The following is a 25,023-nucleotide window of genomic DNA, read 5'->3' on the forward strand; positions in this document are numbered from 1 at the left end:
TCCGACATACGGTCTTTCGGGTTGCCATCATCCGACGCAGCACCACGTTTCTGCTGTGATTCAAGACAAGAAGTTCCGGGAAAATTCCAACCATGCGTTCGCTTTTGCTCCTTGCCGCTCCCTTCGCTCTCGCCGCCTCATTCGTACAAGCACAATCCTTACCAGAAGCCATGCAACAGGCGCTGGATGTCCATCCGGAGATTCAGGCGGGGGTCAATAGTCGATTGGCGGCGGATTATCAGTTAAAGGCGGCGAAAGGGGGATACCTGCCCAAGGTCGATCTGCTCGGCGGTTATGGCCGTGAAGGCACCGACAGTGTGACCACTCGAGCGAACGGTGGAAGCAATCATTGGGAGACCTTGAACCGCAGCGAGTCAAGTTTACGTCTCTCGCAAATGGTTTTTGACGGTTTCGCGACGTCCAACGAAGTTGCGCGTCAACAAGCCAACGTCAGCTCTCGTGCCTACTCCCTGCTCGGCACCTCTGAGCGCACTGCGCTGACCGTCGCTCAGGTTTATCTGGATGTGCTGACACGTCGCGAATTCGTCCGTCTGGCCGAGGAAAACCTCAAGAGCCACCAGCGCATCTACGACCAGATCCAGTTGCGCACCCAGCGCGGCGTCGGCAGCGGTGCCGACCTTGATCAGGCCGAAGCCCGTATGGCCCAGGCCCGCAACAATCTGATCACCGAACAGACCAACCTCGCCGACGCGGAAACGAACTTCCTCAGCGCCGTCGGCCAGATGCCCGACCAGCTCGAGCGCCCGGCGCCGTTCATGGCGATGATGCCCGCCAACCTCAATGAAGCCCGCGCGCAGATGCTGGAAAACAGCCCGATCCTGCGTTCCGCCGAGTCGGATATTGCGGCTGCCGAGAAGCAGTTCGCCACCGCCAAATCGACCTTCTACCCGCGCTTCGACGCTGAGCTGGGCCGTACCGCCGATAACGATATCGACGGCCAGAACGGCCACAACAATGAATGGCAGGCCATGCTGCGCATGCGCTTCAACCTGTATTCCGGTGGCAGCAACAAGGCCGATCTGGAATCCAAGTCGTACCTGGCCAACCAGGCGCTGGACATCCGCAACAACGCCCTGCGTCAGTTGAACGAAGAGCTCGGCCTGGCCTGGAACGCCCTGAACAACGCCAACGCCCAGGTGCCGATCGCTCAGCAATACGTCGATCGCAGCACTTCGGTGCGTACTGCCTACCAGCGTCAATTCAGCCTCGGCGAACGCACCCTGCTGGATTTGCTCGACAGCGAAAACGAGCTGTTCACCGCCTCGCGGCGTCTGGCGGAAATCAAGAACATTCAGTTATTTACTCAGTATCGAATCAAGGCGACCATGGGCCAATTGCTCAAAAGCCAGGGAGTGGTCGCGCCGTTGGCATCCGTTGTGCAGAACGACGTGAAGCCCAAGGTCCAGCTGCCTGGGATGAACTGAGTTATCCCTTTCAACTGTTAAAGAGTGTCGAGCGTGGAATCAGAAGTCAGTCGAGTTCAACTCAGCCATGATCCACGCGCGTTGCATGACGATCCGTTGCTGGATGGTCTGCTCGCCCTGTGCATGCTGCACCAGAAGCCTGCCAGCGCGGCGATGCTGACCACCGGCCTGCCGCTGCCCAAACAACGTTTGAGTGTCGAGTTGCTGCCGCGCGCAGCGGCCCGCGCCGGGCTGCAGGGGCGGGTGTTGCAGCGCAAGCTCGAAGAAATTCCGGCGATCGCCATGCCCGCGCTGTTGCTGCTCAAGGATGGCCGCAGCGCCGTCCTGCTCGGCTGGCAGGGCGACAACGAAGCACGCGTGCTGCTCAGCGAAAGCGACGGCGGCGAGTCGGTGGTCAGCCGTGAACTGCTGACCGACGATTACACCGGCAAAGTCTTCTTCGCCCAGCCGCAGCACAAATTCGACGTCAACCACGGCACGCTGATCCCGCGCGCACGCTCGTGGTTTCGCGACACCCTCAAGCGTTCGCGCTGGCTCTACGCCGATGCGATCGCCGCGAGTTTCCTGATCAACATCATCGCCATGGCCGCGCCGCTGTTCGTGATGAACGTCTACGACCGCGTGGTGCCGAATCAGGCCGAAGCAACCCTGTGGGTACTGGCGCTGGGCATCACTGGCGCGTACATCTTCGACCTGATCCTCAAGAGCCTGCGCAGTCTGTGCCTGGATCTGGCCGGGAAGAAAACCGACCTGATCATCTCCGCCACGCTGTTCGAGCGCATCGTCGGCATGGCGATGAAATACCGCCCGGCGCGTGTCGGCAGCTTTGCCCAGAACATCCATGAGTTTCAGAGCCTGCGCGACTTTCTCGCCTCGCTGACCCTGACCAGTCTCATCGACCTGCCGTTCACCATCCTGATTTTCATCGTCATCGCCATTCTCGGCGGGCATCTGGTGTGGATCCCGGTGCTGGCGTTCCCGATTGCCCTGTTGATCGGCTACGCCTTGCAGAAGCCGCTGATCGCGACCATGGAGCGCACCATGGCGCTGGGCGCCGAGCGCCAGTCGAGCCTGATCGAAACCCTCGCCGGCCTGGATGCGGTCAAGGTCAACAACGCTGAAAGCGAGCGCCAGTATCAGTGGGAGCAGACCATCGGCACCCTCAGCCGTCTCGAGCTGCGAGTGAAAATGCTCTCCGGCCTGGCGATGAACATCACCTTGCTGATCCAGCAACTGGCCGGGGTGATCATGATCGTCTTCGGCGTGTACCAGATCATCGCCGGCAACCTGAGCATGGGCGGGCTGATTGCCTGCTACATGCTCAGTGGCCGTGCGCTGAGCCCGCTGGCCTCGCTGTCCGGACTGCTCACGCGCTATCAGCAGGCGCGGGTGACCATGACCTCGGTCGACCAGATGATGGAACTGCCCCAGGAGCGCAATTTCGAAGAGCGCCCGCTGAGCCGCAAGGTTTTGCAGGGTGCGATCGAATGCCGTCAGCTCAGCTTCACCTACCCGGACCAGCAGAACCCGGCGCTGAAGAACATCAACCTGGTCATCCGTCCCGGCGAGAAGATCGGCATCATCGGCCGCAGCGGTTCGGGCAAGAGTTCGCTGGCGAAACTGCTGGTGGGCCTGTACCAACCGGACGACGGTGCCTTGCTGGTCGACGGCGTGGACATCCGCCAGATCGACGTCAGCGAACTGCGCTACAACATCGGTTACGTGCCGCAGGACATCCAGCTGCTGTCCGGCACCCTGCGTGACAACCTGGTGTCCGGCGCGCGTTACGTCGAAGACGAGCTGGTGCTGCAAGCCGCCGAACTGGCCGGCGTGCACGAGTTCGCCCGTCTGCACCCGCAAGGCTACGAACTGCAAGTCGGCGAGCGCGGGCAGAACCTTTCCGGCGGCCAGCGGCAGAACGTCGCCCTGGCCCGGGCGCTGCTGCTCAACCCGCCGATTCTGCTGATGGATGAGCCAACCAGTGCGATGGACAACACCGGCGAAGAACGCCTCAAGCAACGCCTCGCAGCAGTGATTGAAAACAAGACTGTGGTGCTGGTCACGCACCGGGCATCGCTGTTGTCGCTGGTCGATCGCCTGCTGGTGATCGATCGCGGGCAGATTCTCGCCGACGGCCCGAAAGCCGCCGTGATGGAAGCGTTGAAGAAGGGGCAGATCAGTGTTGCTTAAGTCCGGTGTCAAGGAGTCGATCCGTCGCTACTTCAAGGGCTCTGCCTCGCTGCAGGGCCAGCCGCTGCCAGAGGTCAACAAGGCGCTGATCGAAGACGCCCCGCGCGTCGTGCGCCTGACCATCTGGGCGATCATCGGCTTCTTCGTATTCCTTATGCTCTGGGCCAACTTCGCCGTGATCGACGAAGTGACCAAGGGCGACGGCAAGGCGATTCCGTCGTCGAAGATCCAGAAAATCCAGAACCTGGAGGGCGGTATCGTCTCCGAGCTGTTCGTCAAGGAAGGCCAGATCGTCGAGGCTGGCGCGCCGCTGATTCGTCTCGACGACACGCGTTTTGCCTCCAACGTCGGCGAAACCGAGGCCGATCGCCTGTCGATGCTGCTGCGGGTCGAGCGTCTGAGCGCGGAAGTCGATGATCGTCCGCTGAATTTCCCCGAGGACGTGCTCAAAGCCGTGCCGGGCCAGGCAAAAAGCGAAGAGTCGCTGTACATCAGCCGCCGTCAGCAATTGCACGACGAAATCGGTGGCTTGCAGGAGCAGTTGATCCAGCGTCAGCAAGAGCTGCGTGAGTTCAGCTCCAAGCAGGCGCAGTACCGTCAGCAGCTCGGCTTGCAGCGTCAGGAAATCAACATGTCCGAGCCGCTGGTGGCGCAGGGCGCGGTCTCGCCGGTGGAGGTGTTGCGCCTCAAGCGTGCCGAAGTGGAAACCCGGGGCCAGCTCGATGCGACCACGCTGGCCATTCCGCGCGCGGAATCGGCGATCAAGGAAGTGCAGCGCAAGATCGACGAAACCCGCGGCAAATTCCGCAGCGAAGCGCTGACCCAGCTCAACGAAGCGCGCACCGATCTGAACAAGGCCCAGGCCACCGGCAAGGCGCTGGAAGACCGCGTCAGCCGTACGCTGGTTACCTCACCCGTGCGGGGTATCGTCAACAAGTTGCTGGTCAACACCATCGGCGGCGTGATCCAGCCGGGCAGCGACATGGTCGAAATCGTGCCGCTGGACGACACCCTGCTGGTCGAAGCCAAGATTCGCCCGCAGGACATTGCCTTCTTGCATCCGGGGCAGGAAGCGATCGTCAAATTCACTGCGTATGACTACACCATTTATGGCGGACTGAAGGCGCAGCTGGAGCAGATCGGTGCGGACACCATCACCGACGAAGACAAGAAAACCACCTACTACGTGATCAAAGTGCGCACCGAGCGCAGCCATCTGGGCACGGATGAAAAGCCACTGCTGATCATCCCGGGGATGGTTGCTTCGGTGGACATCATCACTGGCAAGAAGTCGGTGTTGAGCTATTTGCTCAAGCCGATCATTCGCGCGCGGGCCGAGGCGTTGCACGAGCGCTAGGTCTTCAGCGCTGGTGACGGCCTATTCGCGAGCAGGCTCGCTCCCACAGGAGATTGCATTCCAACTGTGGGAGCGAGCCTGCTCGCGAAGGCGTCCTCCGAAGCGCTACATATTCGTCGGTAAGTGACGCAAATGGTCACCCACCCCCTCACCATTCGCCATATCGTTATTCTCTAACGGTATTTAATTTCCAATTCTTATAGCTATAAAGTCACCCACCTGCGTACCTGCCGACCAATCGGCGCGCCGCACGACCTGAACCGACACGCAATCCAGCGTGAGTGTCTGATCGACGAGCGCGTCCGTGAGCGCGCCGTGCGTGGGAGATGATTGATGTCCGCCGCTACTGCCACCGAAAGCGCCGCAACTGCCGCGCCACAAGTTTTCGAAATTCGCCCCTTCAGCGGTGCCGTCGGCGCCGAGATCGTTGGCCTCGACCTGCGCCGGCCGGTCAATGATCAGGACTTCGCGCGGATTCACCGCGCGCACCTGGATCACCACGTCGTGGTCTTTCGCGATCAGCAGATTACCCCGCAGCAGCAAATCGATTTCAGCCGCCGCTTCGGCGTGTTGCAGATTCACGTGCTCAAGCAATTCCTGCTGGCCAATCACCCGGAAATCCTCATCGTTTCCAACATTATCGAGAACGGCCAGAACATCGGTCTCGGTGACGCCGGCAAGTTCTGGCATTCAGATCTCTCCTATAAAGAGCTGCCAAGTCTCGGCTCGATGCTGCACGCCCAAGAGCTGCCCGCCGAGGGTGGCGACACGCTGTTTGCCGACATGCACAAAGCCTGGGACGACTTGCCCGCTGCGTTGCGCACTGCGGTCGAAGGACGTTGCGCTGCGCATTCCTATACCGCGCGCTACAGCGAAACCAAGTTCGAGGGTAACTGGCGCCCGACCCTGACCCCGGAACAGTTGGCTCAGGTCGCCGAAGTGGTGCATCCGGTGGTGCGCACCCATCCGGAAAACGGCCGCAAGGCCTTGTTCGTCAGCGAAGGCTTCACCACGCGAATTGTCGGTCTGCCGGAAGACGAAAGTCGTCAGTTGCTCGGCGAACTCTTCGCCCACAGCGTGCTGCCGCAAAACATCTACCGCCATCAGTGGGAACCGCATGACCTGGTGTTCTGGGACAACCGTTCGCTGATCCACCTCGCCGCCGGCTGCCCTGCGCATCTGCGCCGCAAGCTGTATCGCACGACCATTCAGGGCGACGCGCCTTTCTGATTTGCCGGAGATCGACCATGAACGCCCCTTTGCCAGGCCACGCGGCCAGCAACCCGATCGCCCGCAGCGAAGCGTTGCTGGCCGTCGATCACGTCAGCCTTGAATACCGCACGCCGCAGCGGGTGGTGCGCGCTACCCATCAAGTCAGTTTCGCCGTCGACCCGGCTGATCGTTTCGTCCTGCTCGGCCCGTCCGGTTGCGGGAAATCGACCCTGCTCAAGGCGGTCGCCGGGTTCATCCAGCCTTGCGAAGGCGAGATCCGCCTGCAAGGCCAGCGCGTCGATGCGCCGGGGCCGGACCGCATTGTGGTGTTTCAGGAATTCGACCAGTTGCCGCCGTGGAAAACCGTTAAGCAAAACGTGATGTTCCCGCTGCTGGCCTCGCGCACCTTGAGCAAGAAAGACGCCGAAGAGCGTGCGCTGCACTACCTGGAAAAGGTAGGTCTGGCAGCGTTTGCCGACGCCTATCCACACACCTTGTCCGGCGGCATGAAGGCGCGGGTGGCGATCGCCCGGGCGTTGGCCATGCAACCGAAAATTCTTTTGATGGACGAACCCTTCGCTGCACTCGATGCGTTGACCCGCCGCAAGATGCAGGAGGAATTGCTGCTGCTCTGGGAAGAGGTGCGCTTCACCCTGCTGTTCGTCACCCATTCGATCGAAGAAGCCTTGGTGGTGGGCAATCGCATCCTCTTGTTGTCGCCACATCCAGGCCGGGTGCGCGCCGAAGTGCACAGCCATCAATACGACCTGCACAGCCTCGGCGGCGTGGCGTTTCAGGAATCGGCGCGGCGCATTCATCGTCTGCTGTTCGATGAGGGCCAGGCGCCGGAGACCGAACGTGATCACCACTTCAACGACATTCGCATCGCCTATTGAGCGGCCAGGAGGACTACCCGATGAGCCATTCATCATCCGTGCGTGAAGAATTCGAAACCGTGCTCGAGCCGCTGACCGCCGTGCCGGTCGAGCGCGAATTGCCGCTTGGCACGCGCCTGTGGCAACAGGGCTGGCTGCGTAAAAGCCTGATCCTGATCGTGCTGGCGATCATCTGGGAAGTGGTCGCGCGGATTCAGAACAACGACCTGATGCTGCCGAGTTTTCTGCAAACCGCGCAGGCCCTGTTCGACGGGCTGCTCAGTGGTGAGCTGCTGGCCAAGGTGTGGATCTCGCTGGTGGTGCTGATCAAGGGCTACCTGATCGGCATCGTCCTCGCGTTCGCCCTGACGACATTGGCGGTCTCGACCCAGTTGGGACGTGATCTGCTCAGCACGATGACTTCGATGTTCAACCCGTTGCCGGCGATTGCCCTGCTGCCGTTGGCGCTGCTCTGGTTTGGCTTGGGCCAGAACAGTCTGATTTTCGTGCTGGTGCATTCGGTGCTGTGGGCGCTGGCGCTGAACACCTATGCCGGATTTCTCGGTGTGTCCGAGACGCTGCGCATGGCCGGGCGTAACTATGGCCTCAGGGGATTGCGCCTGGTCTTGTTCATCCTGATCCCGGCGGCACTGCCGTCGATTCTCGCCGGTTTGAAAATTGGCTGGGCGTTCGCCTGGCGCACCTTGATCGCAGCCGAATTGGTGTTTGGCGCAACCAGTGGCAAGGGCGGGCTGGGCTGGTACATCTTCCAGAATCGCAATGAGCTGTACACCGACAAGGTATTCGCCGGGTTGGCGGTGGTGATCCTGATTGGCTTGCTGGTGGAGAATCTGGTTTTTGCCACCCTTGAGCGGGTGACCGTCAAGCGCTGGGGTATGCAGCGCTGAGCCCTTCGTTGGCTGGGCCGGCCTCTTCGCGAGCAGGCTCGCTCCCACATGAGCACGCATTCCAAGGTGGGAGCGAGCCTGCTCGCGAAGAGGCCAGCGCTGGCATCGTCACTCTTGAGGGATGTTTGTTAGCATTGCGCCCGGATCAATCCAGATCAGCCAAGAGTGCTCAGCATGCAACTCCCGGACATGAACCTTCTGGTCGCTCTCGATGCCTTGCTCGACGAGGGCAGTGTGGTCGGTGCGGCGCGGCGCATGAACCTCAGCCCGGCGGCCATGAGCCGCACGCTGACGCGGATTCGCGAAGCCATCGGCGATCCGATTCTGGTGCGCGCCGGGCGTGGTCTGGTGCCGACCCCCAAAGCCCTCGAACTGCGCGAACAGGTGCGCGACGTGGTCGAGCAGGCGGCGCTGTTGTTCCGCTCCGCCGATAGCGTTGAACTGGGCACCTTGCGCCGACGGTTCAGCATCCGCGCCAATGATTTCTTCGTCGGCGTCTACGGCGGCAAACTGTTCGACACCCTCGACCAGCTCGCTCCGCATTGTGAATTGCGCTTCGTCCCGGAAGGCGATGGCGACGATGAGGCGCTGCGCGAAGGGCGCATCGATCTGAGCGTCAGCAATACCCGTCCGCTCACCCCGGAAGTGAAAGTGCAGAACCTGTTCTCCACCCACTTCGTCGGTCTGGTGCGCGAGAATCATCCATTGCTCGACGGCGAAATCACTGCCGAGCGCTACGCCGGTTTTTCCCACATCAGCATGTCGCGCCGTGGCATCGCTCGCGGCCCGATCGACACGGCGTTGAATGCGTTGGGGCTGGAGCGTCGAGTGGCGGTGATCGCACCGAGTTTCCACGCAGCGATGTTTGCCTTGCCCGACTCCGACCTGATCCTGCCGGTGCCCAAAGAAGCACTGCTCAGCGTGCGGCGGCTGGGCCTGAAACTGCGTTCGTTCGACCTGCCGATTCCGCTGCCCATGCTGATGCTGACCCAGGCCTGGCACCCGCGCTTCGACAAGGACCCGGCCCACCGCTGGCTGCGTGAAACCCTTAAGACCTGCTGCGATGAAACGTGGCTGGCGGCACAGCCATAAATCATCAGACACCATCGAATCCTGTGGGAGCGAGCCTGCTCGCGAAGGCGTCGAATCAGTCACCTCAATGGCGACTGGTCCACCGCTTTCGCGAGCAGGCTCGCTCCCACATATGCATTTATCGTTGTGTCTGATGCACTTATAACCTGCCAATAAGTCAATTTTCGTCAGCATCAAGCCCCACTAAAATGCTCCGGTATTTCACCCCCGGAGCTTTTCATTCATGACATCCCTGACGGTCCCGGCACCTCTCGCCGCGACCAGCCCGGCGACGGCGGCTGCGCCTGCGGTGTTCGGGGCGCGGATCATCATTGGTCTGGTCGGCGTGCTGTTGGCCGTGCTGGTCTCGGGCCTCAACGAGATGGTCACCAAAGTCGCACTCGCCGATATTCGCGGCGCGCTGCACATCGGCTACGACGAAGGCACCTGGCTGGTCGCCAGTTACACGGCGACGTCGGTCGCGGCCATGGCCTTTGCGCCGTGGTGCTCGGTGACCTTCTCGCTGCGCCGCTTCACCCTCTGCGCAATCGGTCTTTTTACCGTGCTCGGCGTGCTGTGCCCGTTCGCCCCGAACTACGAAAGTCTGCTGCTGATGCGCATCCTCCAAGGCCTCGCCGGTGGTGCATTGCCGCCGATGCTGATGACCGTCGCACTGCGCTTTCTCCCAGCGAACATCAAACTGTACGGACTGGCCGGCTACGCACTGACCGCGACTTTCGGCCCGGGACTCGGCACGCCGCTGGCCGGCCTGTGGACTGAATACGTCGGCTGGCAGTGGACGTTCTGGCAGATCATCGTGCCGTGCCTGATCGCCATGGCCGCAGTGGCTTACGGATTGCCCCAGGATCCGCTGCGGCTGGAACGTCTCAAGACGTTCAACTGGAAAGGCCTGCTGCTGGGCTTTCCGGCGATCTGCATGCTGGTGATCGGTTTGTTGCAGGGCAATCGACTGGACTGGTTCGAGTCGAATCTGATCTGTGGATTACTCGGTGCCGGTTCGCTGCTGCTGGTGGCTTTCATGATCAATGAATGGTCGCAGCCGATTCCGTTTTTCAAGCTGCAGATGCTCGGCATCCGCAACCTGTTGTTCGCCTTGATCACCCTCGCCGGGGTGTTGATCGTGCTGCTGGCGGTGGTGCTGATTCCGTCGAGTTATCTGGCGCAGGTGCAGGGTTATCGCCCGGCGCAAACCGCGCCGATCATGCTCATCGCCGCATTGCCGCAGCTGATTGCGCTGCCGTTGGTGGCAGCGCTGTGCAACTTGCGCTGGGTCGATTGCCGCTGGGTGCTCGGCATTGGTCTGAGCATGCTCGCGCTGTCCTGCCTGGGCGGTTCGCACCTGACTTCGGCGTGGATTCGCGACGATTTCTACGTCCTGCAATGGCTGCAGATTTTCGGCCAGCCGATGGCGGTGTTGCCGCTGCTGATGTTGTCGACCGGCAGTATCACGCCGATGGAAGGGCCGTTCGCGTCGGCGTGGTTCAACACCGTCAAAGGCCTTGCCGCCGTGGTTGCCACCGGCGTCATCGAAGCGCTGACCACCGCGCGCCTGCATTTCCATTCGACCATGTTGGTCGACAGCCTCGGCAATTCGCCGCTGGCCGATCACAGCGATCCGGGCCTCGCTCACCGCGTGCACGAGCAGGCGGTGGTGCTGACTTCGTCCGATTTGTACCTGTGCATGGCCGGCGTTGCCGTGGCGTTGATCCTGCTGATTTTCTGGCTGCCGACGCGGATTTATCCGCCGCGCGCGCCGACCTGATCGCTGTACTGAAACTGAAGGTTTTTTATGACTCAATCCAAGCAAAAACTCGCGGTGGCCGTGGCTGCCGCGCTGGCGGTGGGCGTGCTGGTGTACCTGGCAATGCCCGGGCTGTTCGGCCAACGCACCGAGCAAACCACCAACGACGCCTTCGTCTCCGCCGACTACACCCTGGTTGTGCCGCGCGTGGCCGGGTTCATCAAGCAGGTGCTGGTCGAAGACAACCAGCAGGTCAAGGCCGGGCAGTTGCTGGCGCTGATCGATGACCGTGATTTGCGCGCAGCGGCGGAAGCGGCGGATGCGCAAACCCTGGTCGCGCGGGCGCAGTTGCAGAACGCCAACGCGACCCTGGAGCGGCAGGCTTCGCTAATCGCTCAGGCGCAGGCCACCGTGGTCTCGGCCAAAGCGGAAATGGCCTTTGCGCAGCAGGAACTGAACCGCTACAACCATCTCGCCGGTGTCGGTGCAGGTACCGTGCAGAACGCGCAGCAGGCGCGTACGCGGATTGATCAGGCCTCGGCGCGCCTCGACACCGCGACGGCGAAACTGGCGGCCGAACGCAAGCAGGTCGAGATTCTCACCGCCCAGCGCAACGCCGCCGACGGCAATCTGAAACATGCGCAGGCGGCGCTGGAGATTGCCAGTTTCAACTTGTCCTACACGCGCATCACCGCGCCGCAGGACGGCATGATCGGCGAGCGTGCGGTGCGTGTCGGCGCCTACGTCACCCCGGGCAGCAAGCTGTTGGCGGTGGTGCCGTTGCAGCAGGCCTATGTGGTGGCCAATTTTCAGGAAACCCAGTTGACCGATGTGCAGCCCGGGCAGGATGTGCAAGTCCGAGTGGACAGTCTCGGCGGCGAAGCCCTGACCGGCCGCGTCGAGAGCATTGCGCCGGCAACTGGCGTGACCTTTGCGGCGGTGAAACCGGACAACGCGACGGGCAACTTCACCAAGGTTGTGCAGCGGATTCCGGTGAAGATCGTGCTGGAGCCGGGCCAGCCACTGGCCGAGCGGTTGCGGGTGGGGATGTCGGTCGAGGCGAGTATTGATACCGCCAGCTCAAGGGCGTCCGGGCGCGAGGTGACGCAGCGATGATCGGTGTTGAATCGGCTGCCGCCTTCGCGAGCAGGCTCGCTCCCACATTGTGTAATGCGTTCTCCCTGTGGGAGCGAGCCTGCACGCGAAAAAGCCAGTGGCAGCAGCTAACCTTCAGTGCCTTGCTCACAATGAGTCTCACCGCCTGCACCGTCGGCCCGGACTTCCAGAAACCCGAAACCAGGCAGCCGGCCGACTGGGCCAAACCCGCCCGGTCCGCCCCGAGCCAGGCCGTCAGCGAACCCTTGAACGAACGCTGGTGGGAAACCTTCCACGACCCGCAGCTGTCCGCGCTGACCCAGCGCGCACTGAACAGCAACCTCGACCTGCAACTGGCCAGCAGCCGTCTGCAACAAAGCCGCGCCGCGCGCCAGGTAATCACCGCCGAGCGCTATCCGCACAGCTCTGCCACTGGCAGCTACGGGCGCAAACGCAACAGTGGCAAAGGCTTGAACGATCCATCGGGAAATAACGGCGACGAGGCGTTCAACCTCTGGGATGCCGGCTTCTCGGCGTCATGGGAACTGGACTTCTGGGGCCGCGTGCGCCGTGAAACCGAAGCCGCTGATGCCAATCTCGAAGTGGCAGAAAATGATCGTCGCGGCGTGCTGCTGACCGTGCTCGCCGACACCGCGCAAAACTACATTCAGTTGCGCGGCGTGCAGAACACCCGCGCCGTCACCGAGCAGAACCTCGACGTCGCTCGCCACAGCCTGAAACTCTCGCAGTTGCGGCTGGCCGATGGCGTGGCCACCGACCTGGACGTCGCCGAAGCCGCCGCGCAAGTCGCCGCCATCGAGGCACGGCTGCCGGCGCTCGAGCAGCGTCAGGCGCAACTGATCAACGCGATCAGTCTGCTGATGGGCGAACCGCCGCAGGCCCTCGCTCAAGCGTTATCCACAGACGCGGCAGTGCCGCAGTCGCCACTGCAAGTCGCCATCGGCCTGCCGTCGGAACTGGCCGAGCGCCGCCCGGATATCCGCCAGGCCGAAGCGCGGCTGCACGCCGCCACCGCCAATATCGGCGTGGCCCAAGGCGATTTCTATCCGCGCATCACCCTATCGGGCAACCTCGGTTCGCAAGCGATGCAACTGAGCGATTTCGGTTCATGGGGCTCGCGCGCCTTTGCCATCGGCCCGCAATTCAGCCTGCCGTTGTTCGACGGCGGACGCCTGCGCGGCATGCTCCAATTGCGTGAAGCCCAACAGCAGGAAGCGGCCATCGCCTACCAGCAGACCGTGCTGCGTGCCTGGCATGAAATCGACGACCAACTGACCGCCTACAACGCCAGCCAGCGCCGGCGCGACAGCCTCGCCGAAGCCGTGCGCCAAAACCAGATCGCCCTGCGCACCGCGCAACAGCAATACGTCGAAGGCGTGGTCGATTTCGTCAACGTCCTCACCGTGCAGAGCGCCTTGCTCGCCACGCAGGAACAATGGGTGGAAAGCTCGACCGGCGTCTCCCTGGCGATGGTCGGTTTGTACAAGGCGCTTGGCGGTGGATGGCAATCGGTCTATCCGGCAGCGCAACTGGCCGCAGGCTCACCTGACGCCGCCAGACCCTGAACCCGCCGCGACAGCTATGATCAACTCCACTGCAGCAAACGGCGTAACGCCGGACCTTAATTGCAGAGGAATTGCATCATGGAAAATCCGCAGCACAGCCTCCCGGCCCTGTTCAAACAACTCGGCCTCGCCGACGATCCGACCGGCATCGACCAATTCATCGCTACCCATTCGCCGCTCAAGCCGGATCTGCATCTGGCTGACGCGTTTTTCTGGACGGCAGGTCAGGCGCAGTTTCTGCGCGAGGAGATTCTCGACGATGCGGATTGGGCGGAGGTGGTGGATCAGTTGAATGTGATGTTGCGTAAGGGGCGGGTGGGGTGATCATCGCGAAGTTGTATCCTCGTTGAACGCCACAGTTGTCCGCATGGCATAAATAGACCAAAATCACGTCCTAATTTGAGGTTCTTATTATGCAAAGCGTTCTCGCCGATATGGCTGTCAGTGTCTCTGAATTAAAGAAAAATCCTACTGCCGTGTTGAACGGTGCACATGGGGGGGCCGTCGCTGTCCTCAACCACAATCGCGTCATGGGCTATATGGTGCCGGCCGAAGTTTATGAAGCAATGATGGAGCGGCTTGATGATCTTGAGCTGGCTGACATTGTTCGTTCGCGCCTCCACGAAACGCCCATTTCGGTAAGCCTGGATGACTTATAAGCTTGAGTTTCTGCCGTCTGCGCACAAAGAGTGGAACAAGCTGGGTCATACATTGCGTGAGCAATTCAAAAAGAAGCTGGGTGAGAGGCTGAAGCTTCCCAGAATCCCGGCTGACGCACTCCACGGCATGCCCGACTGCTACAAAATCAAACTCAAAGCCTCGGGGTATCGATTGGTTTACCAAGTCATCGACGAACGAGTCGTGGTTTCCGTGCTAGCGGTTGGCAAGCGCGAACGCAGCAGTGTTTACGATACTGCCAAGAACCGTTGAACGAGCCCCCGCTTTATTCAAATGGCCGATGTTTGTCGATGAGATTCTTGAGTGACCGGACTGGGCCGCCAACGTGTGGGATCAGTTGATGTATCGTCTGGCATGAGGCGCAGCATGTAAAAAAAATTGCGCGAAAAGGCTCAGATGTAAAAAAAACCTTCTTACTGTAAAAAAAATTTGGTTCTGTCCGTCGCATTAGATTTTTTCTTCGAAAAATTACAAATCCAACTCGTGTTACGCCTCGGCCAAGCGTGGGGAGATTTGTTTCAAAACTTGACTGAAATTCCCCTCCAATGCGATATTGATAGTTAGCAAACTAACAGTGTCCGTTATCCCGTGTCCGATTCCCTCGACAGTCTCCAGATGAACATCAGCAGCGCCATGGTGGTGGCCGCCCGGCATTGGCGGAAGATCTGCCAGACCACGCTGGTCAACTATGGAATTTCCGAAGCCTGCGCCGTGCCCTTGTTGATGATCGGCCGCTTGGGCGAGGGCGTGCGTCAGGTGCAAGTCGCCCAGGCCGCGGGGATGGAGAGTCCTTCGCTGGTGCGCTTGCTCGATCAGCTGTGCCATGCCGGTTACGTCTGTCGCACCGAAGACGCTCAGGATCGCCGCGCCAAGTGCCTGAGCCTGACCGATACCGGCCGCGAGCTGGTGCAGGCGGTGGAGGCCGAGCTGGTGCGCCTGCGCCACGAAGTGCTGGAAGGCATCGAGCGCAGCGATCTGGAAGCTACGCTTCGGGTACTGAGGGCTTTTGAGGCGGCGAGTTCGCCTGTGGTGGTCAATTCTTGAACGGTTTTTTCACTGGCATGCCGCCGGCCCGTGACTGGTTTTACGGGGTGCGTACTTTTGCAGCGTCGATGATTGCGCTGTACATCGCCTTGCTCATGCAAATGCCGCGTCCTTATTGGGCGATGGCCACGGTGTACATCGTCTCCAGCCCGTTTCTCGCCCCGACCAGTTCCAAAGCGCTGTACCGCGCGGCCGGTACATTTCTCGGTGCGGCGGCAGCGGTGCTGTTCGTGCCGATGTTCGTGCAGAGCCCCTATGTGCTGGTGGTGGTGATCGCGTTGTGGACCGGCATTCTGCTGTTCATGTCCCTGCATCTGCGCACGGCCAACAGCTATGCGCTGATGCTGGCCGGCTACACCTTGCCGCTGATTGCCCTGCCGGTGGTCGATAATCCGCTGGCGGTGTGGGACGTGGCTGAGGCGCGTACCGAAGAGATTTTCCTTGGCATCGCCGTTGCTGCGGTGGTCGGTGCAATGTTCTGGCCGCGCCGGCTGGCGCCGGTGTTCAACGATGCGGTGAGCAAGTGGTTCGCCGATGCGACGAGCTACAGCCTGAAGTTTCTCAGCCGTGATGTGCAGCCGGAAGAAGTCACCGCGCTGCGCATGGCCATGGTCGCCAACTTCAACAGCCTCGAATTGATGATCGGCCAGTTGCCCCACGAAGGCGCGCGGCCACAGACCGTGCGCAACACCAAGGAATTGCGCGGGCGGATGATTCACCTGCTGCCAGTGATCGATGCCCTTGAGGATTCCCTATACGCCCTCGAACGCCGCACCCCGGAACTGGTGGAAAAATTCCAGCCGTTGCTGACCGCGACCCGTGAATGGCTGGGCCACGCAGACGCCAACCTCGAGCGCTGGCAAGCACTGAGAGATCAGCTCGACGCGCTGCAACCGAGCGCCGAAGCGCTGGAAGACCGCAAACAGTTGCTGTTCTCCAACGCGATCTACCGCCTCGGTGAATTCATCGATCTGTGGCAGGACTGTCGCAGCCTGCAGGATGCGATTCTATTCGAGCGCCAGGACAGCTGGCGCGCGGTGTACCGGCACTGGCGCCTGGGCCGGTTGACGCCGTTCATCGATCGCGGGCTGATGCTCTACTCGGTGACCTCGACCATTCTGGCGATCATCGTTGCTTCGGTGCTGTGGATCCTGCTCGGCTGGCCGGACGGCGGCAGTGCGGTGATCCTGGCGGCGGTGGCGTGCAGCTTCTTCGCCTCGATGGACGACCCGGCGCCGCAGATCTATCGGTTCTTTTTCTGGACCGGGATGTCGGTGCTGTTCGCCAGCCTTTATCTGTTTCTGATTCTGCCCAACCTGCACGACTTCCCGATGCTGGTGCTGGCGTTTGCCGTGCCGTTCATTTGCATCGGCACGCTGACGGTGCAGCCGCGTTTCTACCTCGGCATGCTGCTGACGCTGGTCAACACTTCCTCGTTCATCAGTATTCAGGGCGCCTACGACGCGGACTTTTTCGCCTTCGCCAACTCCAACCTCGCCGGGCCGCTGGGGCTGTTGTTCGCTTTCATCTGGACGCTGGTGGCGCGACCGTTCGGCGCCGAACTGGCGGCCAAACGCCTGACCCGATTCAGCTGGAAAGACATCGTCAGCATGACCGAGCCGGCCAGCCTCGCCGAGCATCGGCAGTTGGGTGTGCAGTTGCTCGATCGGTTGATGCAGCACCTGCCGCGTCTGGCCCTGACCGGTCAGGACGCCGGCATCGCCATGCGCGAAGTGCGTGTCGGTCTGAATATGCTCGATCTGCTTGCCTACACCCCGCGCGTCACCGGCGTGCCAAACGCCCTGTTGCGACAGGTGGTGGGCGAGGTCGGCGAGTATTTTCGTGCGTGCCTCAAAGCCGACGAACGCCTGCCGGCACCGAGCGGTCTGCTGATGACACTCGATCGTACCCGCCGAGCGCTGAACGGCCAGGGCGACGATGAAACCCGTCGACACCTGTTGCACGCCTTGAGCGGTCTGCGTCTGGCCTTGCTGCCCGGCGTCGAGTTCGTCTCCAGCGCCGAGCCCGAAGAACCGCTGCCCGATGGAGCGCCCCTATGATCGGTGATCTGGATATCAGCGGCATCTTCCTGCCGACCCTGCTGGTGCTGATGGGCATCACTTACGTGCTGTTTTTGTTGGTGCATGGCGTGCTGCAACGCCTGCACTTTTACCGTCTGGTCTGGCACCGGGCATTGTTCAACGTGGCGCTCTACGCCGTGCTGCTGTACGGCGTGGACTCACTCAGTCGATACCTGATGACATGAAAAAACCGTTTCTGACCATCGGTCGCGTGGTCCTGACCCTGCTGATCGTGACTTTTGCCGTTGTCCTCGTCTGGCGCATGGTGATGTATTACATGTTCGCGCCGTGGACCCGCGACGGCCACATTCGCGCCGACATCATCCAGATCGCCCCAGATGTGTCCGGGCTGATTCAGCAGGTCGAGGTGAAAGACAACCAGTTGATCAAGCGTGGCCAGGTGCTGTTCAGCATCGACCAGGACCGCTTCAAACTGGCTCTGCGCCAGGCCAAGGCCGCCGTCGCCGATCGCGAAGAAACCCTCGCCCAGGCGCAGCGTGAAGCCAAGCGCAACCGTGGCCTCGGCAATCTGGTGCCGGCCGAACAACTGGAAGAAAGCCAGTCGCGCGTCGCCCGTGCACAGTCGGCATTGGCCGAAGCCTTGGTGGCGGTCGATAGTGCGCAGCTCAACCTTGATCGCTCGGTGATCCGCAGCCCGGTCGACGGTTACGTCAACGACCGCGCGCCGCGTCCGCAGGAATTCGTCACCGCCGGCCGTCCGGTGTTGTCGGTGGTCGACAGCAACTCCTTCCACATCGACGGCTATTTCGAAGAAACCAAACTCGACGGCATCCACGTCGGGCAATCGGTGGATATTCGCGTGATCGGTGACCGCGCCAGGTTGCGCGGGCATGTCGAAAGCATCGTCGCCGGCATCGAAGACCGCGACCGCACCAGCGGCAGCAACCTGCTGCCCAACGTCAACCCGGCGTTCAGTTGGGTACGTCTGGCGCAGCGGATTCCGGTGCGCATCGCTTTTGATGAGGTGCCGGCCGACTTCCGCATGATCGCCGGGCGTACCGCCACTGTGTCGATCATCGACGATCAGCATGAGGAGCCGCAGCCATGAGCAGGGCCTGGTTGATCGCCGGGTTGGGCGTGATGCTCTCGGCCTGTCAGATGCTCGGCCCGGATTATCAGCTGCCCACCGACGCGGCGGTGCAGCGCAAGGACATTCAGGGCGAGCTGGCAGTCGCCGGCAAACCGGTAATCTCGGCGCCGGTGCCGGCGGACTGGTGGCGGCTGTATAAAGACCCGCGCCTCGATCAACTGGTGCAGCAGGCCATGGCGTCCAACACCGATTTGCGTGTAGCGGCGGCGAACCTGTCGCGGGCACGTGCTCAGGTGGATGAAGCCGAGGCCGCTGGCGGCTGGAGCGGCGGGGTGAAAATGGGCGCGCAACGTTTGCAGGAATCCGGTCAGGCGTTCCTGCTGCCGGAGAAAGTCCCGGTGGCCAACATTGCCGATATCGGCATCAGCGCTTCGTACCAGTTCGACCTGTGGGGCACTCTGCAACGCGGCATCGAAGCGGCCAAAGCCAATGCCGATGCGACTCAGGCTGCTGCCGATACCGCACGCATCACTTTGGTGGCGGACGTGGTTCGTGCTTACACCCAGGTCTGCGCAGCCAACGAAGAGCGGGAAATCGCCGAGCATTCTCTCGACCTGCAATCGCAGAGCACCACGCTGATCCAGCGCCTGCGCGATGCCGGGCGGGGCGACGAGACTCAGGTCACCCGTTCGCAGACCCAATTCAAATCCCTGCGCGCCGACTTGCCGCGCTATGAAGCGGCGCGGCAGGCCGGACTGTTCCGTTTGTCGATGCTGCTGGCCAGACCGGTCGAGCAATTGCCGGCGGGCACGGCCAGTTGCGCCGAGCTGCCAAAGATCGCGCAACTGGTGCCGGTCGGTGACGGCGCTGCGCTGCTCAAGCGCCGTCCGGATATTCGTCAGGCCGAACGACGCCTCGCGGCGGCTACCGCCGGCATTGGTATCGCCACCGGCGAGCTGTACCCGGACATCAGCATCGGCGCGACCATCGGCACCGTCGGCATCATTGATGATCTCGGCGATCCGTCGACCAACCGCTGGGGCTTCGGCCCGTCGCTGAGCTGGAAAGTACCGACCAACGGCGCCCGTGCGCGCATTCGTGAAGCCGAGGCCAACACTCAAGGCGCGCTGGCGCATTTCGACGGCGTGGTGCTCAACGCCATCCGCGAGACCCAGACCGGTCTGGCCCAGTACAGCGCCTTGTTGCAACGCCGTGATGCGCTGGCCGAAGCCGAGCAGTCGGCCAAGCTCGCGGCCGAGCAGACGCACCGCTTCTTCCAGGCCGGCCGCGAATCGTTCCTTGCCGACCTGCAAGCAACCCGCACCTACACCGATGTCACCGCGCAACTGGCCGCCGCCAACACCCAGGTCGCAATGAGCCAGATCGATTTGTTCCTCGCCCTGGGCGGTGGCTGGGAAAACGGACGAACGAACACCTCGAGCGCCAGCAAACCCTGAGGCCGTTGCTATGCTTTGAAGTGTTGGAGGGGCGCCCCATGCCAAGCGCTCCTGCAATGCACATTGCTAGTGCTGGCCCAGGGGAAACAATAATGAAAAACCCTTACGCTCTCGGCTTCTGGTGCGCTCTGGTGGCACTGGTGCTGCTCTCGGCCACGTATTTCTACGGGATCATGCTGGCCCACCAGATCGATACGGCGATGATTTTCCTCGACAGCGCCGTTGCGCTGATCGCGGTGATGGCGATCGTCGTCGTCGCGTGGACCTCGATTCAACTGCAACGGGTCAAGAAGCGTCAGCTCGAACGGGGCAAGATGCTCGTGCTGATCTGGGACACCAAAGTCGCCCTGCGCCGGGTCGAAACCGTGTTCGACCGCTATTTCTGGGGCAGCTACTGGCAGCCCGGGCGAACCTTCGCCGAAGTCATGGGCGAGCTCACCGGCACGCCGCTGGAAAAAAGCCTCGAAGCCCTGAAGAAGCAATGCCTGGAACTCGACAAGCAGATCGCCGATGACGGCTGGCACTGGCTGAACAACGCCCGCGAGCTGTCCGACGTCGCCACGGCCATGGCCCGCGAACGCTATCAGCTGGATTTCTGCGATGTGCGGGCGGATACCACCGGCGGAGCGGTGATCGATCGTGACTTCGAAGTGCTGGTGTATACCTGGACCGCGCGGCTGAAGAGCTTTGATCATCAGTTGGATGAAATCGAAGTTCAGTATTCCTGAAATCAAAAGATCGCAGCCTTCGGCAGCTCCTACAGGAGAATCGCATTCCAAATGTAGGAGCTGCCGAAGGCCGCGATCTTTTTGCTCTCCCAAGTGTCCATAGACACTCTTTAACCTTTAAACATTGGGCCGTCGTCCGCGCCCGGTGCTAATCTCCACCGCTTAATTGCGCACAGTCGAGCCGCGACCCGATCCCGGGTTCAAGGAAGACGACTTCATCCACAGCCACGGAAACCGATCAGGTCATTCATGAATAAATCAGCAGGCGTGCTTCTCGGAATTGTTGTTGCCATCGGCGCGATCAGCGCAGGCGGGGCCTGGTACACCGGGACCAAGATCGAAGGCGTGCTGAACAACGCCGTGACCAATGCCAACAAAGAGTTGCAGACCGCCATGGCCGGCTCCAACGGCACCGCGTCGCTGGAACTGGTGTCGCTGGAACGCCACACCTTCACCAGCACCGCGCACTATCGCCTCAAGGGCGAAGGCGAAATGTTCGGTGATACGCCGGTCGAGCTGCTGTTTGTCGACCACATCGAGCACGGCCCGCTGCCGTTCTCGCGTCTGGTTTCGCTGAAGTGGCTGCCGGTCATGGCCACCAGCAACTACGAGCTGGAAAAGAGCCCGTCCACGGAAAAATGGTTCGCCGCCACCAACGGCGCCGCGCCGCTCAAGGGCGTGACCAACATCGGCTACGACGAATCGACCACCAGCACTCTGAATCTGGTGCCGTTCGAAACTGCGCTGGATGAGCAGTCGAGCCTGAAGTTTTCCGGTCTGAGCATGGACATCGCCGCCAGCGCCCAGGCGCAGAAGGTCAAGGCCGACGGTTACATGGACAATCTGAAACTGGTCACCGTGTCGGAAGACCAGGCGCCGGTGCAGGTCGAGCTCAACGGCCTGACCCTGGCCAGCAACCTCGCCAAGAGCAGCTACGGCTACTACACCGGGGAAAACACCCTGGAAGTGACCAGCAGCAAAACCACCTTCGGCGCCAAGCCGATGGTGCTGGGCGTGAAGAACTTCGAAATGAAGAACCGCACCGAAGAAAGCGGCAGCAACGCCTCGGGGCGTGCCGACTACAAAATCGGCGAAGTGACGCTCAACGACAAGAAAGTCGGTTCGGCGGCCATGGCCATGAGCCTGAAGAACCTCGACATTCCGTCGACCATGTCGCTGATGCAGATCTACCAGACCAAATTGCAGCCGTATGAAAAAGCTGCCGCCGAGGCCGCTGCGCAGGGGTTGCCGGCACCGGAGCTGAATCTGACCGAAGCGGAAAACGCCCAGGTCAAAGCCGATCTGCAGAAGTTGCTGGCGGCCGGTCCGCAACTGGCGCTGGAGAATCTGTCGTTCAACACCGCCAACGGTGAAAGCCGCGCCAATCTGGTGATCGACCTGACCAAGCCGCAATCGATGGACCTGCCGCCGGATCAACTCGGCAAGCAACTGATCGCGCTGCTCGACCTGAACATTCAAGTGTCCAAGCCGATGCTCGTCGATCTGCTCAGCGTGCAGGCGCAACTCGATGGCCAGACTGACGCCAAAGCCATCGTCGATCAGTCCAAGGAAGCGGCGGACATGTTCGCCGGCATGGCGGTCGGCTCGCAATTGGCTGTCGCCGACGGCACCAACGTGGTGACCAAACTGCATTACGCGGCCAATCAGGTCGAATTCAACGGCCAGAAGATGACCGTCGAGCAGTTCATCGGCTTCCTCATGAGCAAGTTTGCCGGCGTCACCCAAGAGCAATAAGCCCAACCGCGCACCCTCCAGACGCCCGGCCCCTGTGTGAACAGGCGCCGGGCGTTTTGCTGTACGGGTTTTGTACATGCGTGCCGATTCTGAACAATTATTGCGTTGTGAAAATTCGACTACGCTTGCGTGCAGACTGCCTCACCAAGCTTGGCCGAGGGCTGTCATTGTCGGCCACCGTTACGAATGGGCAAGGAGGGCATTGCGACCCGGCTGGCCATGTAAGGATGCTGACAAATGCCGCGTATTGATGGCCCTGTATTACATCGTGGTTTGCGCCCTTTGTTCCGATTCGCCCTCTGCAGCCAGTTGCTCTGGCCAGTGCTGGCGTTGGCCGACACACCCTACGACGAGATGGTGCGCGATGCCCGCGCCGGGCATTACACGCCTGCGCTGACGGTTTTGCGTCAGATGCCGCCGGGCCAGGCCAGCGACGGCCAGGTCAGCGATCACCTGCAAATCGCCAGTTGGGCCGGACTCGATGCCGAAGTGGTCAAGGTCTATGAAACCCAAGGCCGCGACCGCGTCCTGCCGGTGCAGGCACTGACCGCCGCCGCGCGTGCCTATCGCAACCTCAAGCGCTGGGATCAGGCTACCCAGATCTACAACAAGGCGCTGGCGCTGGAGCCGGACAACGCCGACCTGCAACTGGGTCTCGCGCTGACCCAGGCCGATGCCGGCAAACCCGATCAGGCCGTCACCCGCGCCCAGGCGCTGGTCGCCGCCAAACCCGACGATCCGTCGCGCCGCCTGGCCTTGGGCTATGCCCTCGGTCGCGCCGGCAAACAGTACGACGCATTGTTCGAATTTGATCAGGCCTTTATTCGCGCCGGCAACAAACCGGAGGTGGCCCGTGAGTACGTGGTCGCCCTGCAAAAGGCCCGTCTGCCTGAACCGGCGCTGCGTCTGGCCAGTCAACGTCCTGGCCTGATTGATCCGGTGACCTTGCGCCGCCTCGAAGGCGATCTCGCCGCCGAACGCGTGCGCCTTGCCGAACTGGCCACCCGCAGCGAAAAGGAACGCTACGTCATCGCCGACCGCGCGCTGGCCGATTACGACAAACTCCTCGCCACCTGGACTCCTGACGCCACTGCTCACGACGACGTGACGCGCTGGCGCATCGACCGTATGGGCGCGCTCAAAGCCCGTGCGCGCACTGCCGACGTCATCAGCGAATATCAAAAGCTGCAAGCCGAGGGCGTGGAGATTCCGACCTACGCCCTGCGCTGGGTGGCGGCGTCTTATCTGGATCAGCGCGAGCCTGAGATTGCTACCGATCTGTATCGCCAGGTGCTTTCGGCGCCGGACGCCGATGTCGGTGATCGCCTCGAAGACACCACTGCGCTGTACTACTCGCTGCTGGAAAGCGACCGCGCCGATGAGGCGCGCAAGGTCGCCGAAGACGCAGCGAAAGCCCAGCGACCGCGCGTCGAGCTCAAGGGCTTGCCGATCGGCAACCCTAACGACGAATGGATGGACGCCCAGCAGCTCGCGGCGCAGGCCGGCACCTACGGTTCCGACCTGCCCCACGGCGAGGAGCGCCTGCAGACTCTGGTCGAGCAGGCACCGGGCAACCTTGGCTTGCGTCTGGCCCAGGCCGATCTCTACCTCGCCCGCCAGATGCCGCGCCGCGCGGAAAGCCAGCTCAAGGAAACCGAGAGCATGGCCCCGCGCGATGCCGGCCTGGAGGTCGCTCAGGCGCGCACCGCGATGGAGTTGCAGGAGTGGCGGCAGAACGATGCGCTGGTCGACGATGTGGTCGCGCGTTATCCGGACAACCGCCAGGTGCAGCGCCTGGCCCGCGAACGGGAAGTGCATGACATGGCCGAACTGCGCGTCGAAGCCTACGGCGGCAAGGCCAACGGTGGCGGCAGCGGCGATGCCGGTGCGGTCAGCGGCAGCCGTGATTTCGGTATCCAGAGCACCGTTTACAGCCCACCGATCAACGAAGACTGGCGCGTGTTTGCCGGCGCCGGTTATGCCACCGGTGATTTCGCCGAAGGCACCGGCCACCATCGCTTCCAGCGTGTCGGCCTGGAACGGCGCACCCGTGACATGACCCTCGAAGCCGAGGTGTCGAATCACGATTACGGCTTCGGTGACAAACAGGGCGCGCGCCTGGCGATTGCCCGCGACATCAACGATCACTGGCAATACGGCGGCAGCCTCGAATACCTCTCGGCAGAAACGCCGCTGCGCGCGCTCAACAGCGACATCAAGGCCAACGGCGGCAGTGCGTTCCTGCGCTGGCGCGCCAATGAAAGCCGCGAGTGGCGCGTGTCGGTCAGCCCATCGCACTTCAGCGATGGCAACAACCGCGTCGAAGCCTTGGTGACCGGGCGCGAGGGCATCTACACCGCGCCGAACATTCAGGTCGACGCCGGCCTGGAAGTTGGCACCAGCCACAACTCGAAATCCGACGACGTGCCGTACTTCAACCCCAAGTCGGACTTCAGCGTGATGCCGCTGGTCAACGTCAACCACGTGCTCTACCACCGCTACGAGACTTCCTGGAGCCAGCAATTCCAGGCCGGCGCGGGCACTTACAGCCAGCGCGACCACGGCACCGGCGGCATGGCGTTGCTCGGTTACGGCCAACGGTACGCCTGGAACGACGTGTTCGATGTGGGCGGCATGTTCAGTGTGATCAACCGGCCTTACGACGGTGATCGGGAAACTGATCTGCGTCTGCTCGTCGACCTCACTTTCCGCTTCTAGAAGAGTTTGA

21 protein-coding genes are annotated in these 25,023 nt (G+C 61.9%); all 21 read left to right on the forward strand.

The window, feature by feature from the left end; genetic code table 11:
* Positions 1-92 precede the first annotated feature (92 nt).
* The 21 genes from PS14A_RS00080 (at position 93) to pgaA (ending at position 25,013) form a co-directional block, all read left to right on the forward strand.
* On the forward strand, positions 93-1,445 hold the full coding sequence (locus PS14A_RS00080) for a TolC family outer membrane protein (RefSeq protein WP_016772278.1): 1,353 nt from the start codon (positions 93-95) through the stop codon (positions 1,443-1,445).
* 33 nt (positions 1,446-1,478) lie between these two features.
* Positions 1,479-3,635 carry a type I secretion system permease/ATPase gene (locus tag PS14A_RS00085; protein WP_071174003.1) on the forward strand — a complete coding sequence of 719 codons (2,157 nt, stop codon included), beginning with the start codon at positions 1,479-1,481 and terminating at the stop codon, positions 3,633-3,635.
* Positions 3,625-4,992, forward strand: coding sequence for an HlyD family type I secretion periplasmic adaptor subunit (locus PS14A_RS00090; protein ID WP_024011116.1), 1,368 nt, complete (start codon positions 3,625-3,627; stop codon positions 4,990-4,992). Before PS14A_RS00085 ends, PS14A_RS00090 begins: the two co-directional genes overlap by 11 nt.
* A 333-nt stretch (positions 4,993-5,325) precedes the next feature.
* Positions 5,326-6,222, forward strand: coding sequence for a TauD/TfdA family dioxygenase (locus PS14A_RS00095; RefSeq protein WP_212615000.1), 897 nt, complete (start codon positions 5,326-5,328; stop codon positions 6,220-6,222).
* Positions 6,223-6,239: 17 nt separating this feature from the next.
* Positions 6,240-7,100, forward strand: a complete 861-nt coding sequence (locus PS14A_RS00100; RefSeq protein ID WP_110644736.1) for an ABC transporter ATP-binding protein — start codon at positions 6,240-6,242, stop codon at positions 7,098-7,100.
* Between the two features lie 20 nt (positions 7,101-7,120).
* Positions 7,121-7,987, forward strand: coding sequence for an ABC transporter permease (locus PS14A_RS00105; protein WP_212615001.1), 867 nt, complete (start codon positions 7,121-7,123; stop codon positions 7,985-7,987).
* Between the two features lie 174 nt (positions 7,988-8,161).
* On the forward strand, positions 8,162-9,079 hold the full coding sequence (locus tag PS14A_RS00110; protein WP_016772273.1) for a LysR family transcriptional regulator: 918 nt from the start codon (positions 8,162-8,164) through the stop codon (positions 9,077-9,079).
* Positions 9,080-9,302: 223 nt separating this feature from the next.
* Complete coding sequence (locus tag PS14A_RS00115) at positions 9,303-10,841, forward strand: MFS transporter (RefSeq protein ID WP_212615002.1); 1,539 nt, start codon at positions 9,303-9,305, stop codon at positions 10,839-10,841.
* Positions 10,842-10,868: 27 nt separating this feature from the next.
* Positions 10,869-11,936: an HlyD family secretion protein gene (locus tag PS14A_RS00120; RefSeq protein ID WP_212615003.1), complete on the forward strand. Its 1,068-nt coding sequence runs from the start codon at positions 10,869-10,871 to the stop codon at positions 11,934-11,936.
* A complete protein-coding gene (locus PS14A_RS00125; protein ID WP_212615004.1) occupies positions 11,933-13,501 on the forward strand; it encodes an efflux transporter outer membrane subunit in 1,569 nt (522 codons plus the stop codon). Before PS14A_RS00120 ends, PS14A_RS00125 begins: the two co-directional genes overlap by 4 nt.
* A 78-nt stretch (positions 13,502-13,579) precedes the next feature.
* Positions 13,580-13,825, forward strand: a complete 246-nt coding sequence (locus PS14A_RS00130; RefSeq protein WP_130912318.1) for a DUF2789 domain-containing protein — start codon at positions 13,580-13,582, stop codon at positions 13,823-13,825.
* 89 nt (positions 13,826-13,914) lie between these two features.
* Positions 13,915-14,160 carry a type II toxin-antitoxin system Phd/YefM family antitoxin gene (locus tag PS14A_RS00135; RefSeq protein ID WP_041477418.1) on the forward strand — a complete coding sequence of 82 codons (246 nt, stop codon included), beginning with the start codon at positions 13,915-13,917 and terminating at the stop codon, positions 14,158-14,160.
* Positions 14,150-14,431 (forward strand): type II toxin-antitoxin system RelE/ParE family toxin, encoded by a 282-nt coding sequence (locus PS14A_RS00140; RefSeq protein WP_130912319.1) that lies wholly within the window; start codon positions 14,150-14,152, stop codon positions 14,429-14,431. Before PS14A_RS00135 ends, PS14A_RS00140 begins: the two co-directional genes overlap by 11 nt.
* Before the next feature lie 363 nt (positions 14,432-14,794).
* Positions 14,795-15,223 (forward strand): MarR family transcriptional regulator, encoded by a 429-nt coding sequence (locus PS14A_RS00145; RefSeq protein ID WP_016772266.1) that lies wholly within the window; start codon positions 14,795-14,797, stop codon positions 15,221-15,223.
* Positions 15,220-17,283, forward strand: a complete 2,064-nt coding sequence (locus PS14A_RS00150; protein ID WP_212615005.1) for an FUSC family protein — start codon at positions 15,220-15,222, stop codon at positions 17,281-17,283. The genes PS14A_RS00145 and PS14A_RS00150 overlap by 4 nt, the downstream gene beginning before the upstream one ends.
* Complete coding sequence (locus PS14A_RS00155) at positions 17,280-17,489, forward strand: DUF1656 domain-containing protein (RefSeq protein ID WP_016772264.1); 210 nt, start codon at positions 17,280-17,282, stop codon at positions 17,487-17,489. Before PS14A_RS00150 ends, PS14A_RS00155 begins: the two co-directional genes overlap by 4 nt.
* Positions 17,486-18,373: an HlyD family secretion protein gene (locus tag PS14A_RS00160; protein WP_016772263.1), complete on the forward strand. Its 888-nt coding sequence runs from the start codon at positions 17,486-17,488 to the stop codon at positions 18,371-18,373. The genes PS14A_RS00155 and PS14A_RS00160 overlap by 4 nt, the downstream gene beginning before the upstream one ends.
* Positions 18,370-19,812, forward strand: a complete 1,443-nt coding sequence (locus PS14A_RS00165; protein WP_212615006.1) for a TolC family protein — start codon at positions 18,370-18,372, stop codon at positions 19,810-19,812. Before PS14A_RS00160 ends, PS14A_RS00165 begins: the two co-directional genes overlap by 4 nt.
* A 92-nt stretch (positions 19,813-19,904) precedes the next feature.
* Positions 19,905-20,540: a hypothetical protein gene (locus tag PS14A_RS00170; RefSeq protein WP_024011125.1), complete on the forward strand. Its 636-nt coding sequence runs from the start codon at positions 19,905-19,907 to the stop codon at positions 20,538-20,540.
* A gap of 249 nt (positions 20,541-20,789) precedes the next feature.
* Positions 20,790-22,295, forward strand: coding sequence for a YdgA family protein (locus tag PS14A_RS00175; RefSeq protein WP_151551817.1), 1,506 nt, complete (start codon positions 20,790-20,792; stop codon positions 22,293-22,295).
* Between the two features lie 237 nt (positions 22,296-22,532).
* On the forward strand, positions 22,533-25,013 hold the full coding sequence (gene pgaA, locus PS14A_RS00180; RefSeq protein ID WP_212615007.1) for a poly-beta-1,6 N-acetyl-D-glucosamine export porin PgaA: 2,481 nt from the start codon (positions 22,533-22,535) through the stop codon (positions 25,011-25,013).
* The last annotated feature ends 10 nt before the right edge of the window (positions 25,014-25,023 follow it).

The sequence above is a fragment of the Pseudomonas sp. 14A genome, assembly GCF_018132745.1.
In the GTDB taxonomy this organism is placed as follows: domain Bacteria; phylum Pseudomonadota; class Gammaproteobacteria; order Pseudomonadales; family Pseudomonadaceae; genus Aquipseudomonas; species Aquipseudomonas mercuritolerans.